Origin of the sequence: Thermopolyspora flexuosa (assembly GCF_006716785.1) — a bacterium.
Taxonomy (GTDB): domain Bacteria; phylum Actinomycetota; class Actinomycetes; order Streptosporangiales; family Streptosporangiaceae; genus Thermopolyspora; species Thermopolyspora flexuosa.
Genome location: NZ_VFPQ01000001.1, coordinates 4,216,268 through 4,228,847 on the forward strand (window position 1 = coordinate 4,216,268; position 12,580 = coordinate 4,228,847).

Sequence of the window (12,580 nt, forward strand, 5' to 3'; positions counted from 1 at the left end):
CGGTGGAGCGCGGCGCGGATCATGAGACCGGCTCCGTGTACCGGGCGGCGATCCGCCGGGCCTTGGCGAGGTCGTTGTGGTCGTCCACCTCGACCCAGTCCACCGTGCCGATCGGCGCGACCCCGATCTTCTCGCCCCGGGCCACCATCTCGGCGTAGCCGTCCTCGTAGTAGAGCTGCGGGTCCCGCTCGAAGGTGGCCTTGAGCGCGTCGGCGAGCCGCTCGGCCGCGCCGGGGCGGATCAGGGTGGCGCCGATGTACTCGCCGTACGCCCGCGCCGGGTCCATCAGCTTGGTGATCTCGCGAAGGTACCCGTCCTCGGTGAGGGTGACCTTCATCTCCTCCTCGCCGAGCGTCTTGACGTCGTCCACGGCGAGCAGGATGTCGGTGGTCGCGGGGGCGGACAGCAGGGTCTGTTCCACCGACACCGGGTGCACGGTGTCGCCGTTGACCAGCAGCGCACCCTGCCCGAAGTACTCCCGCGCGCACCACAGCGAGTAGGCGTTGTTCCACTCCTCGGCCTTGTCGTTGTGCACGAGGGTGAGCCGCACGCCGTGCCTGCGCTCCAGGTCCGCCTTGCGGTCGTGTACGGCCTGCGCCGCGTAGCCGACGATCACCACCACGTCGCGTAGGTCCACCGCCGCGAGGTTGCGCAGCGCGATGTCGAGGATCGTCGTCTCGCCGTCAACCGGCACGAGCGCCTTGGGCAGCGTGTCGGTGTACGGCCGGAGCCGTCGACCGGCCCCGGCGGCCAGCACCATTCCGAGCAAGGTGCACTCCTGATGTCCGAGCGGTTCCTATGTAGGCCAAAAGGGTAGTTGCCTGACAGTGGTGATCGTGTAATCGGGAGTTCACCACCGTGCCCACACGGTAAGAACCGTGTGAAGGCTCACTCCCCGGCATCCGCCGGGACGGCCGCCTCGTCGGAGTCCGTGGCGGCCGCCCAGCAGGTGACGCTCTCCCACAGGAACACGCCCCACAGGTAGATCGCGAGCAGCAGGACGAGCGCGGGTACCGCGCCCACGAGCGCGACGACCAGCATGCGGCCCTCCCAGCCGAGGCCGGCCGTGCCAAGCCAGCGCGGCGGGTAGACCCGCTGCCGCATGCGCTGCACAAGATCATAGTGGTGGAACAGGACCGCTCCGAGCAGCGCGAACACCACCGGCCACGGCACCGCCCAGGCGAGCGCGACGGCGAGGACGAAGCCGTACTCCATCAGCCGCAGCACCGGCACGGTCAGCCAGTCGAGCCGGCCGTCGTGCGCGTGCGAGCTGCCCGGCCCGGCGAGCAGCACCGCCACCACCGGCACGAAGATCGACAGCGTGGGCGACTTCGCCACCCCGACCGCGAGCAGCACGCCGCCCACGAACGCCCCGGCGATCGCGGGCGGCAGCGGCGGGAGCTGCCCGGCGACCACCGCCCCCATCGTGCGGGCGAGGCCGCCGTCGTCCCGGTAGGCGATGATCGGGGAACGGGGCACGGGCACCATGTGCACGGTCACGGACATCACCCCTCCGCCGCACGCACGGACCGCAGGACGCGGCCCGCCAGCATGTAGAGCGTCGCCACCCCGCCCCAGGCGAGCAGGGTGAGGAACGTCACCCTGGCCTGGAACAGGGGGGCGGTGACGCAGATGAGCGCGGTCCGCTCGCCGATCGGGAGCACCACCATGCGCCGCGCCCACACCAGCCGCGGCGCCCGCCGCGCCCGGCCTGCGGTGCCGCGCCGCCCGCCGCCGGTTACGGGCTCACCAGGTGCGGCGTCGTCCGGGCCGAGGTCGTAGGGCAGGGTGAGGGAGCGGGCGGGGCCGCGCCGTCCCCCGCCGTCCCGGTCGGACGGGAACGCGTCCGCGTACGCCGAGCCGATGGCGTGGCGCAGCGCGAGCAGCAGCATCGCGGCGATCGCGAGCGGCCAGACGGTCTCCCGCTGCTCGTCGACCGCCGTGTACCCGATGGCGAGCGCCGCGTACACGCCGAACTCCTTGCCCCGGTCGCACACGGTGTCGAGCCAGGCGCCGAGCGCGGTGCGGCGCCGGGTGAACCGGGCGAGCTGCCCGTCCACGCAGTCGAGCACGAACGACAGGTAGTACGCGAGCGCGCCGGCGAGCAGGCCGGCCGTGGTGCCCGCGGAGAACCAGACGGCGGCGATGGCGGCGAAGCCGACCGAGATGCCGGTGACCGCGTTCGGGGTGAGCTTGGCCCGCGCCGCGGCCGGCACCAGGTGCCCCGACCAGGAGCTCACCGCGTACCGGGTGAACACCCCGTCGTCCTGCTTGATCGCGGCGTCGAGCCGGGCCCGCTCCTCGTCCACCTCGGCGAGCGCGGCGAGCTCGGCCTCGGCGGCGGCCCGGTCGGCGACGCGGCGGGCGCGCAGCGGGCCCAGGGTCACCGCCCGGACCGGGACGCCCGCCCGGACCAGGCCGGTGAGCAGCAGCTCGCCCGCCTGGGCGGCGGGCACCGCGCCCAGCCGTCCCGCCTCGACGAGGCCGGCGAGCTCCTCGGCCACCTCGGCGAGGGCCGCGAGGTCCCGGCGGCAGACCCGGAGCGCCCCGGCGAACGTGGCGTTCGCCGCGGTGACCTCGTGGAACGCGTTGCCCGCCGCGGCCACCCGGCCGTCCTCCACCCGGACCGGGGCGCGCAGCGGGCCCGCCCCGGCGGCCGGTCCGACGAGTGCGCCCGTCTCCGGCCCGGCCAGGTCGACCAGCCGGGCGACGGCCTCGGTGTGCGCCACCAGGTCGCCGGGGAGCACGAGCAGCGGCCCGGGGTCGGCGCGGGCGACCGCGGCCACCTCGCGCAGGTCGGCGGCGAGGTCCCCGCTGGTGATCACGTGCGGGCGGAGCCGCCCGCTCCGGGAGAGCACGGCCGTGACGTCGTCGGCGGTGAGCAGCGCGCCCTCGTCCGGCAGGGTGCCGGAGGCCGTGACGCCACCGCCGGCGGCGGCGCGCGGGTCGGTGGCCGTGCCGGTGACCTGCCCGGCGGACGGGTCGGCGGCGAAGGCGGCGTGGTGCGGCGCGGCGGCGTCGCGTGCGATCACGTGCAGCCGGGCGACGGGCAGCCTGCCGAGCTGACCGGCGAGGCGGGCGAGCAGGGCGACCGGGCCGGGTTCCGGCTCCGCGTCGTCCGGCGCTCCGGCCGCCTGCGGCTCGGTGACGGTCAGCCCGGCGGCGGGCGTGGTCGCGATGATCAGGGCCGCGGCCTGCGGCACCGCGTTCGGGCCCGGCGGGAATACGACGGCGGAATCAGGCAATCGACTCAGACTCCCCGGCACGACGGGATGGAAAATCCCGATACGACGCTTCTTTCGGTGCTGCTGCGGTCTCCTGCTTCATCGAGCCGAGCCTCCGAATCGCACTATCGGGTTTCCGCGGGCCTTCGGGCCGTATCCGCCCCGGTCACCGGCGGCCGCGTGCGGTAATCGAGCACGCACCCCTTCTCTCCGGGGCCGCGCCGGCCGGGCCGGCTCGCCCCGGTCGGTGCCGATTCGCATAAACCCGACCGTTGCGGTGACCGAGCGACGTCAGCCGCGAATTCCCCGTGCGGTAAAGGTGGTGAGCGTTCAAGCTACCAAACGCAGTCACTTCGTAACAGTAAAAACGCCGTTTCCTTCCAGACTGACACGGTCACGGCTCCGGGGGCGATCCGGGTGGCGGTATGTTTGGCCCGGCTGACGCGTGCGTCCCGCCCGTCGCCGGACGTCCCGGCGCGGGTGCGCATCGTGAGGAGACAGGCGGGGAGTCGGGCAGGAGGAGTCGGACACCGTGCAGAGCGATGGGCATCCCCGGCAGGCGCGCCGGTCGCGCGCGCTGCCCGTGGTGGCGGTGGTGCTCGCCGGCGGGGTCGGGCAGCGCATGGGCGCGCCCGTGCCGAAGCAGCTCCTCACGGTCGCGGGGCGGACGATCCTCGAGCACAGCGTCGCGGCCTTCGAGGCGGTGCCGGAGATCGACGAGATCGTGGTGCTCATGGCGCCGGGGCACGTGGCCGAGGCGGAGCGCATCGTCGCCCGCGGCGGCTTCCGCAAGGTGACCGCGGTGGTCGAGGGCGGGGCGAGCCGTACCGAGTCGACCTGGCGGGCCCTTGCGGCGCTCGGCGAGCGGGAGTGCGACGTGCTGCTGCACGACGCGGTGCGCCCGCTGGTGGACGCGGAGGTGATCCGCGCGTGCGTGGCCGCGCTGGAGCACTGCGAGGCGCTGGAGGTGGCGATCCCCAGCGCGGACACGATCGTGCGGGTGACCGGCGGGCCCGGCGGCGAGATCGTCGCGGACGTGCCGGACCGCGCCACGCTGCGCCGCACCCAGACGCCGCAGGGGTTCCGGCTGTCGGTGATCCGGGAGGCGTACCGGCGGGCGTTCGCCGACCCGGGCTTCGCCGAGCGGCCCGCCACCGACGACTGCGGGGTGGTGCTGCGCTACCTGCCCGAGGTGCCGATTCACGTGGTGCCCGGCGCCGAGCACAACCTGAAGATCACCCACCCGGTGGACGTGGCGATCGCCGAGCGGCTCTTCGAGCTGACCGGGCGCGCCGCCGCGCCGCTCCCCGATCCGGCGGCGGGGCGGGCGGCGTTCGCGGGCCGGACCGTGGTGGTGTTCGGCGACGGCCGGGGCGCGGCGGCCGCGATCGCCGACCGGCTCGCCGGGTACGGCGCGGCCGTGCACCGGTACGGCACCGCGGACGGGCCGCGGCCCGGCGACGCGCGGGCGGTCGACGAGGCGCTCGCCACCGTGCTCGCCACGGCGGCCGAGAAGTCGGGCCGCGTGGACCACGTGGTGTGCGCGGTGGACCCGCCGCCGGCCGGGCGGTTGGAGCAGGCCGCGCCGGAGGCGATCGCCGCGGCGCTGGGCGGCGGCTGCGCGGGTCCGGCGCAGGTGGCGCGGGCGGCCCTGCCGTACCTGCGGGAGAGCCGGGGCCAGCTGCTGCTGTGCGTCTGGCCGCCGGAGCCGGACGAGGCGGGGAGCGCGCTGCACGCGCCGGTGCGGGCCGCGGTCGCCGCGCTCGCCGGCGCGCTGGCCAAGGAGTGGGCGGGCCACGAGATCCGCGTCAACTGCGTCGACCCCGCCACGGCGAACGGTGGCGGGGCCGGGGGCATGACGGGCGCGGCCGCTGTTTCGGCGCTGGCCGAGACCGCGCTCGCCGTACTCGCCTCCGGCCGTACCGGCGCGGTGCTCGGCGTGCGCGCCGCGGGCTGAGCCGCGGCGCGCTCAGCGGTTCAGTGCCGGGCGGGGTTCGCCCCGGCGCCCTGCTGGGTCCGGGCGAGCCGCGCCGCGGCGTTCTTCGCCAGGCTCGGCGGGCTGGTGAGGAAGCCGAGCCCCCAGGACATGTGCATGGTGATGTAGGCGATCGGCAGCCAGGCGCGGGACTTGGCGGACAGCCCCGACCCGGTCGCCACCGACCCGGCGAGGATCGCCGCAAGGTAGCCCAGCGGGAGGACGAGCGCGGGCCAGAAGAACGGCGCGGCCACCAGCCCGGCGAGCACGCCGACCACGGCGGCGGGCGGGGCGAGGTACCGCATGTTGATCGTGCCCGGGTGGGTGCGGGCCACCACGTGGCGCCAGCGGCCGTAGTGGAAGTACTGCTTGGCGAGCGCCTTCACGTTCGGGCGGGGGCGGTAGGAGACCCGCATCCGCGGCTGGAAGTACACCAGGCCGCCGGTCTTGCGGATGCGGTAGTTCATCTCCCAGTCCTGGGCGCGCAGGAAGTGCTCGTCGTAGCCGCCGACCCGCTCCAGCGCCGAGCGCCGGAACACCCCCAGATAGACGGTGTCGGCCGGCCCGGGCTCGCCACCGGTGTGGAACCGCGCGCCGCCCACGCCGATCTTCGAGGTCATGGCGCGGGCCACGGCCTTCTCGAACGGGGTGATCCCCTCGGCGGCCATGATGCCGCCCACGTTGTCGGCGCCGGTCGCCTCCAGCGTCTCCACCGCCACCCGCAGGTAGTCCGGCGGGAGCATGGCGTGGCCGTCGACGCGGGCGATGATGTCGTATCGGGTGGCCGCGATCGCGGCGTTGAGCGCGTTCGGGGTGCGGCCGGTCGGGTTCGGCACGACCCGGACCCGGGGGTCCTCGGCGGCGAGCGCGTCGGCGACCTCCTGAGTGCGGTCCTGGGAGGGGCCGACGGCGAGCACGACCTCGATCGGTCCGTCGTACTGCTGGGACAGCACCTGGTGGACCGCGTCGCGCAGATGCCGCTCCTCATTGAGGATCGGCATGATCACGGATATGGGTGGCCAGACACGTGTCATCTGGGCAACTCGTGGCGAGTCGGGGAACTGCTTCATGGCTGCGATCACGCTACTGTACGAGCGGGCAGGGATCGCAACAGACGCGGAATTCCGCGCGCGGCCCGGCGACCCGGGATGTTCGAGAACGCCCCGAGATTGACGGAGAGGGGGCACCGCGATGCGCGACGACGACCCCGGTGCCCGTGCGGCCGGCTCCGGTGACGAGGCCGAGGTCGGCTCCGGGGTGCGGGTCGGTGGGGACGCCTACGGCAAGGTACGGCTCGACCCGCCGCGCGCGTCCCGTACCGGCGGCCGGTCCGGCCCGCGGCCCGCGCCGCCCGGCTGCCTGCGCCGTGCCGTACGGCGGAAGCGGCGGGACCCGCGGGCGCGGCGGCGGTCGCTGATCGTCACCGGCGCGCTGTCCGCGCTCGTGCTCGCCGGGTCGGGCGTGGTGTGGGCGCTGCCGAACTACGCGGCCGGGCAGGTCGGCGCGGTCGACGCGGGCACGGTGGAGGCCGAGCCGCGCGGCGCGCTCAACATCCTGCTCGTCGGTGTGGACCGGCGCGACCACCTCACCCGCAGGCAGCAGAACCTGCTCCACCTCGGCCGTGACCTCGGGCGGCGCACCGACACGATGATGCTCATCCACCTGTCCGAGGACCACGACCGGATCACCGTGGTGAGCCTGCCCCGGGACAGCTGGGTGACCATCCCCGGCAAGGGCGAGCACAAGATCAACTCGGCGTACCAGTTCGGCGGGCCCAAGCTGACCGTGGAGACGGTACGGCAGGCCACCGGGCTGCCGATCCACCACTACGTCGAGGTGAACGTGCTCGGCTTCATCGACGTGGTGGACGCGGTCGGCGGCATCGAGGTGTGCACCCCGGTGCCGATCAACGACACGAAGACGAAGTTCCGGCTGCCCGCGGGCACGCACGAGCTCGACGGGGTGCAGGCGCTGTTCTACGCCCGCACCCGGGCCACCGCCCGCTCCGACCTCGACCGCATCGACCGGCAGCAGCAGGTGCTGTCCGCGCTGCTCGACCGGGCGCTCAGCGGCGGCACCCTCGCCAACCCGGTCCGGCTCACCAACCTGATCAACTCCGCGCTGCGCACGATCACCGTGGACCGGGCGCTCAGCCAGAACCTGCTCGGCCTCGCCGAGCAGCTCCGCGACGTGTCCACCGACGACGTGGAGTTCGCCACGGTGCCGCTCGCCGACGTGGACTACCGCACGCCCACCGGCGAGTCGGCCGTGCTGTGGGACAAGGCCGCCGCGGCCGAGCTGTTCCGCCGGATCAAGGACGACGAGCCGCTCATCAAGCCAGTTACGTCGCCGTCCGCCACCCCCTCCTCCGGAGGCACGGCCACCCCCGGCGGCGCCGCCTCGGCCACGCCGAGCCCGTCCGCGTCGCCCACGATCCCGCCGTCGCGGATCATGCTGCGCGTGTACAACGGCACCGACGTCAACGGGCTCGGGGCCCGGACGCGGCAGGAGCTGATCGACGCCGGCTTCCTCGTCCCCTCCCCCGCCGGGAACACCGCGACCGCCTACGAGAAGACCGTGATCAGGTACGCGCCGGGCCGGGAGGACTCGGCGCGCACGGTCGCCGCCGCGATCCCCGGCGCCGAGGTACGGCAGGCCGACATCGAGGGCATCGAGGTCATCGTCGGCCGGCAGCACCCGGGCGTGCGCAAGGTGACCGTGGCCGTGCCCTCGCCCGCGGCCACGCCGGGGGCCTCGCCGTCCCCGTCGGCGCGGACCGCGACCCAGAACATCTGCCGGAGCTGACGCGCCCGGCGTACCGGCTCACAGGATCAGCGTGAGCCAGTCGCTGTACCGGGCGTCCCGGCCGTGCACCACGTCGTCGAACGCGTGCTTGACGGTCTTGGTCACCGGGCCCTCACCGCCCGCGACCTCGCGGTTGTCGACCGAGGCGACCCACACGATCCCGGCTGCGGCGTCGCACAGGAACAGCTCGTCGGCCGCGTACAGCTCGGCGCGCATGATGTCGCGGCGCCGTACCGGGATGCCGAGGTCGGTGGCGAGCCGTTCCACGGTGTCCCGGACGACGTCGGCGTGCCCGCCCGCGGTGTGCGGCGGGGTGACGAGCGCGCCGTCGGCGACGAGGAAGAGGTCCGCGCCCGTGCACCCGGCGACGTTCCCGCCCGCGTCGAGCAGCACGGCCTCGTCGAACCCGGCCTCGGCCGCCTCGGCCCTGGCGAGCGCCGCGGTGAGCTGGGCGCCGCTCGCCCGCGCGAGCGTGGGGACGGCCGCGGGGTCGTTGCGCCGCCACGGGCTCGTCATCAGCCGCACCCCGTCGGCGGTGCGCTCCGGCCACTCCCAGGTGGCGATCGTCACCGAGACCGGGCAGTCCCGGGCGAGCAGGCCCATCCCGCCGTGGCCGCGGTAGACGAGGTGCCGGATGTGGCAGGAGGAGTGCCCGTTGGCGACGACCGTCATCACCGTCGCCTCGTGCAGCTCGTCGAAGTCGTACGGGATGCGCAGCCCGAGCATCCGGGCGCTGCGGTAGAGCCGCTCCAGGTGGGCGTCGAGGCGGAAGATGGCGGGCCCGTCCGGCGTGAGATACGCGTTCGTGTCCTCGAGTACGGCGGTGCCGTAGTGCAGCGCGTGCGTCAGAACGTGGATGCGGGCCTCGTGCCCCGGCACTAACGCCCCGTCCATCCAGATCCTGGCGCCTTCCACCTGCTTCACCGTGCCTCCAAGGGGGCTGTGTCCGGCCCGGCATTCTCAGCCACGCCGCCACGGCCGGTCAACGACCTTGCCGCCCAGTGGAGAACTGATCGGCGAAGGTAAGAGAAACCTCGCGCCCGATGGACCGCCGCCTTGCCCCGCGGTCCACGTGCCCTGCCGCGCGACCGCGGGAGCAGCCGTTTCACCGGCCGCGGAGTCCCGGCCTCAGGCGGCCTCCCGGACCCGCCGCAGTTCCCGGGCGGCCTCCAGATCCCGGGCCTGCTCCGGCAGCGCCTCGAGAACCTTCCCCGCCAGATGCCGCCGCGCGGTCGTCAGGCTACCCGAGCCGACCACGTCGAGCGCACGGCCGAGCCCTGCGGTGACGTCCCGCTCGCGGACCAGGTGTACGGCCTGCATCAGCCGCAGCAGTGCCACCGGCCCAGGGGTGTCGTCCGGATACCCGCCGATCGCCCGGTCGGCCACCGCGGCGGCCCGCCCGTCCCCGATCAGCGTGCGCACATAGGCCTCGTGCCAGTCGAGGAAGGCCCCGGCGTGCCCGGACACGAACAGGCTCACCGCCGCGTCCGGGGCGTCGGCGTCCTCCGGAAGGCCCTCCGCGGTACGGACGAAGTCCCGGATGGCGGCGCGAGCCGTACCGTGATCACCGCGGGCGGCGGCGAGCTCGGCCCGGACCGTGTGCGCGCGGAACAGCCCGTACGAGGGCGTCTCGCCGGCGAGCGCGACGGCCTCGTCCACCTGCGTGGCGATCGTCGCCGCGGGCGCCCCGAACCAGCGCAGGTCATCCGCCTCCTTGGCCCGCACCCACACCGCCAGCTCCCGATCACCGGACGCGTCCGCGGCCCGGCGCGCGGCCCGCCACGACAACCGCGCGGCCCGCCGATTCCCCAGATCACCGAACTCGGTGGCGAGAAGCCCGGACAACCCGGCGCTCACCCGCAGCAGCCCGGCCTGCACCCGCGGCGGATTCCCCCGTTCCAGCAGCCGTGCCACGGCGGCGACGTCGGCCGCCAGATCCTCCACCAACGCACCGACCGGCCGCCTCACGTTGAGATAGGCGTACTCGGCGACCGTACGCTCCCAGTCGTCGAGATCGACACGCTCATCCAGTACGCGCTCGATCCGCTCGAGCACGCTCTCGAGCACGGGCATGGGAACCGCCGCGCCCGACCCGATACCGGCGAGCAGGCGGATCGCGTCCCGACGCTCCACGTCGTCCTCACCACATGCCGAGACCTTCTCCTCGAGACTACCTCCGGCAACCTCGGCGAGCTCGGCCATCGCGGCCCGTAATCCGGCCGCCACGATCTCTCCTCGTGCCTCCAGCACCACATCCAGCCGGCCGATCGCCTCGGCGGGCGGCCGCCTTTCACCTCGTTCCCATTTGGCGAGCTGGGAGAAGCTCCAATAGGTCTCCCTGGCCAGATCACGCAGGCTCATTCCGCGTGCCTCGCGCCGGCGGCGCACCTCCTCACCGAACGTCTTCCAGGGCGTCTCCCTCCCACCTCGCGGCGCTCCCGCCATGACCCCTCGCAGCGTGTCCCTGTGTCCGCACGAACACGCTTCGCACCTTGTTCGCCACAGATCGTTACACCAACGATTGCTCCGTCGCAGGCCAAAGCGAGGCATCGGCACCGGGAGTGGTGGATGAACCTGTTCGAGAGCTGGGAAGTCGTGCGGGAGCCCAAGTTCGTCTCCGAGGCCCGCGACCGGGCTCGGGGCGTTCTCACGGGGTGGGGCCTCCTCGACGACGACATCCTGCTCATGCTGACGGAGCTCCTCACGAACGCTCTCGTGCACGGCGAGGGGCGTATCTTCGTCTCACTGTCCTGGAACGCCGAGCAGGGCCGGTTGACCTGCGCGGTCGGCGACGGCGGGAACGCGCCGACCACACCCTGGGACGTGACCATGGCGGCGTCGCAGCAGGATGACGATCTCGCCGAGAACGGACGCGGTCTTGCGATCGTCGACATGCTCGCCGACGAGTGGGGTGTCACCTCGGGCCCTGACGGCGTTGGGAAGGCCGTCTGGTTCTGCCGGCGACCCGGGGAGCCCGTTGCCTTGCCAGGGGATCACCGCATCACCACTCGATCAACGCCCGGTGCCACTGCGTGACGATGGCTTCGAGCAGGGTGTCGCGGTCGCGGCCGTCGGGTGGGGTGAGCATGACGCCGTGGATCTGGGCCTGCACCCCCTGTACGGCGAGCAGGGCGGCGGCCTCGGGGTCGGAGCGGGCGACGCCCAGGCGGCGCAGGTGGGCGGCGAGGGATGTGGCGAGGGCGAGTTCGGTGGCGCGGAACCGGGCCACCAGGTCCGGTGTGCGCGGGGCCTGGTCGAACAGGAGGCGGTGCAGGGTGGGACGGGTGGTGTGGAGGGCGGCGACGCGGTGGACGAGGTCGTGAAGGAGGCGGGGCAGCGGGGGTTCCTCGGCGGCGGCGCGGGCGAGCGCCGCGGTGACCTCGGCGGCGGTGGCCTCGAGGTGCTGCACGGCGAGGGACCACAGCAGGGCGTCCTTGTTCGGGAAGTACTGGTACAGGGTGCCGATCGACACGCCGGCACGCTCGGCGATCTTGTTGGTGGTGGTCGCGGCGTAGCCGTACCGGTCGAAAAGCTGAGCGGCCGCCTCCTCGATCGCCGCGACGGTCTCGCGGGAGCGCTGTTGACGAGGGCGTTTGCGCGGGGTGCTCACGTGGCTCCAATGCGAGTACCGGAAGGCGTGGATCGAACGCATTATTTCCGTTGAGCGCGCTCGCCTTGGTTCGGCCGAACCGTTCCCGCCGCATCTCCCATCCGACCGAGCGGAGGCGTTTCGTGCTGCCCGAACTCGCCGCCTACGGCCTTCGCGTCCTGCCCGGGCTGCTGCTCATCGGCGGCTGTTTCGCGCTGGCGCGCGGCGAACGCGATCCCCTGCTGCGGATCGTGACGCTCATCCTCGCCTTCGTGCTCGTGCGGGACGCGATGACCCCGATGGGCTTCTGGACGTTCGGGGTCGCGGGCGGGGTGGTGCCGTGGCTGCGGTTCGTGAACGACGGCACGGTCCTCGTCACGTTCGGAGTGGTCTCGCTCGCGTTCGTCGCCGGGGTGCTGCGGCTCGACCGCGAGCTGCGCGCGCCGGTGGCCTGGGGCCGGTTCGACGTGCGCACCCTGGCCCTGGGAATCGGGGGCGGGGTGCTGGTCGCGGCCCCGGTGCTGCTGGGCCGGCGGTTGTGGGCGCACGACTCCGCGCCCGGCGTGCCGGCCGGGCTGCTCGCGGCGCTGCTCTTCCTCGCGCTCGCGGGCAACTTCGCCGAGGAGGTGCTGTTCCGCGGCCTGCTCCAGGGTCGGCTGGAGCGCACGGCCGGCCCGGTCCGGGCCGCCGCGCTCTCGGCGCTGCTCTTCGCCGCCTGCCACGTCTTCCTCGCCACGACCGTCACGGACGTCGGCCTGCCGCTGCTCGCATTCACCTTGTACGAAGGGGCCATCTGTGCTCTTGTGCGGATGCGCCGGGGTGTCGTTCCCGCGGCCCTGAGCCACGGCCTCGGGATATTCCTGATCGCGAGTGGCGTCCTCTGACCGCCTGCCCTCGTGACCGGCCCGCTTCCTCCTTTCGTAGGATGCTTCGGACGATTTCCGTACGGCTCGCCCGTTTCGGCCCGCCAGACGTGCGTTCATGGAC

Annotated in this window: 11 protein-coding genes; 4 read left to right on the top strand and 7 right to left on the bottom strand. The window is 73.7% G+C overall.

The genetic code is table 11. The features are described from left to right. Window positions 1-19: 19 nt before the first annotated feature. From FHX40_RS17890 to FHX40_RS26095, 3 genes are all read right to left on the bottom strand, one after another. Entirely contained in the window at window positions 20-769 is a 750-nt protein-coding gene (locus FHX40_RS17890; protein ID WP_142260690.1) for a phosphocholine cytidylyltransferase family protein, read from the bottom strand. Between the two features lie 119 nt (window positions 770-888). Continuing rightward, window positions 889-1,506 (bottom strand): DUF5941 domain-containing protein, encoded by a 618-nt coding sequence (locus FHX40_RS26090; protein ID WP_142260691.1) that lies wholly within the window; start codon window positions 1,504-1,506, stop codon window positions 889-891. Beyond that, complete coding sequence (locus FHX40_RS26095) at window positions 1,506-3,245, bottom strand: CDP-alcohol phosphatidyltransferase family protein (protein ID WP_142260692.1); 1,740 nt, start codon at window positions 3,243-3,245, stop codon at window positions 1,506-1,508. The genes FHX40_RS26090 and FHX40_RS26095 overlap by 1 nt, the downstream gene beginning before the upstream one ends. Before the next feature lie 511 nt (window positions 3,246-3,756). Here FHX40_RS26095 and FHX40_RS17905 point away from each other — a divergent pair. Further along, the gene (locus FHX40_RS17905) at window positions 3,757-5,181 is read left to right on the top strand and encodes an IspD/TarI family cytidylyltransferase (protein ID WP_229789023.1); all 1,425 of its coding nucleotides are present in this window, start codon (window positions 3,757-3,759) and stop codon (window positions 5,179-5,181) included. Window positions 5,182-5,201: 20 nt separating this feature from the next. On the opposite strand, the gene FHX40_RS17910 is transcribed toward FHX40_RS17905, so the two are convergent. Further along, window positions 5,202-6,269, bottom strand: a complete 1,068-nt coding sequence (locus FHX40_RS17910) for a glycosyltransferase family 2 protein (RefSeq protein WP_142260693.1) — start codon at window positions 6,267-6,269, stop codon at window positions 5,202-5,204. A gap of 121 nt (window positions 6,270-6,390) precedes the next feature. Between FHX40_RS17910 and FHX40_RS17915 the strand changes: the two genes are divergently transcribed. Next, window positions 6,391-8,004: an LCP family protein gene (locus tag FHX40_RS17915; protein ID WP_142260694.1), complete on the top strand. Its 1,614-nt coding sequence runs from the start codon at window positions 6,391-6,393 to the stop codon at window positions 8,002-8,004. An 18-nt stretch (window positions 8,005-8,022) separates the two neighbouring features. On the opposite strand, the gene FHX40_RS17920 is transcribed toward FHX40_RS17915, so the two are convergent. After that, entirely contained in the window at window positions 8,023-8,928 is a 906-nt protein-coding gene (locus FHX40_RS17920) for a branched-chain amino acid transaminase (protein ID WP_229789025.1), read from the bottom strand. 204 nt (window positions 8,929-9,132) lie between these two features. Beyond that, window positions 9,133-10,554: a helix-turn-helix domain-containing protein gene (locus tag FHX40_RS17925; protein WP_142260695.1), complete on the bottom strand. Its 1,422-nt coding sequence runs from the start codon at window positions 10,552-10,554 to the stop codon at window positions 9,133-9,135. 18 nt (window positions 10,555-10,572) lie between these two features. On the opposite strand from FHX40_RS17925, the gene FHX40_RS17930 reads away from it, so the two are divergent. Continuing rightward, entirely contained in the window at window positions 10,573-11,040 is a 468-nt protein-coding gene (locus tag FHX40_RS17930) for an ATP-binding protein (protein ID WP_142260696.1), read from the top strand. On the opposite strand, the gene FHX40_RS26100 is transcribed toward FHX40_RS17930, so the two are convergent. After that, window positions 11,006-11,656, bottom strand: a complete 651-nt coding sequence (locus FHX40_RS26100) for a TetR/AcrR family transcriptional regulator (protein WP_142260697.1) — start codon at window positions 11,654-11,656, stop codon at window positions 11,006-11,008. The two genes, FHX40_RS17930 and FHX40_RS26100, sit on opposite strands and share 35 nt — an antisense overlap. 80 nt (window positions 11,657-11,736) lie before the next feature. Between FHX40_RS26100 and FHX40_RS17940 the strand changes: the two genes are divergently transcribed. Continuing rightward, on the top strand, window positions 11,737-12,477 hold the full coding sequence (locus FHX40_RS17940) for a CPBP family glutamic-type intramembrane protease (protein ID WP_142260698.1): 741 nt from the start codon (window positions 11,737-11,739) through the stop codon (window positions 12,475-12,477). The last annotated feature ends 103 nt before the right edge of the window (window positions 12,478-12,580 follow it).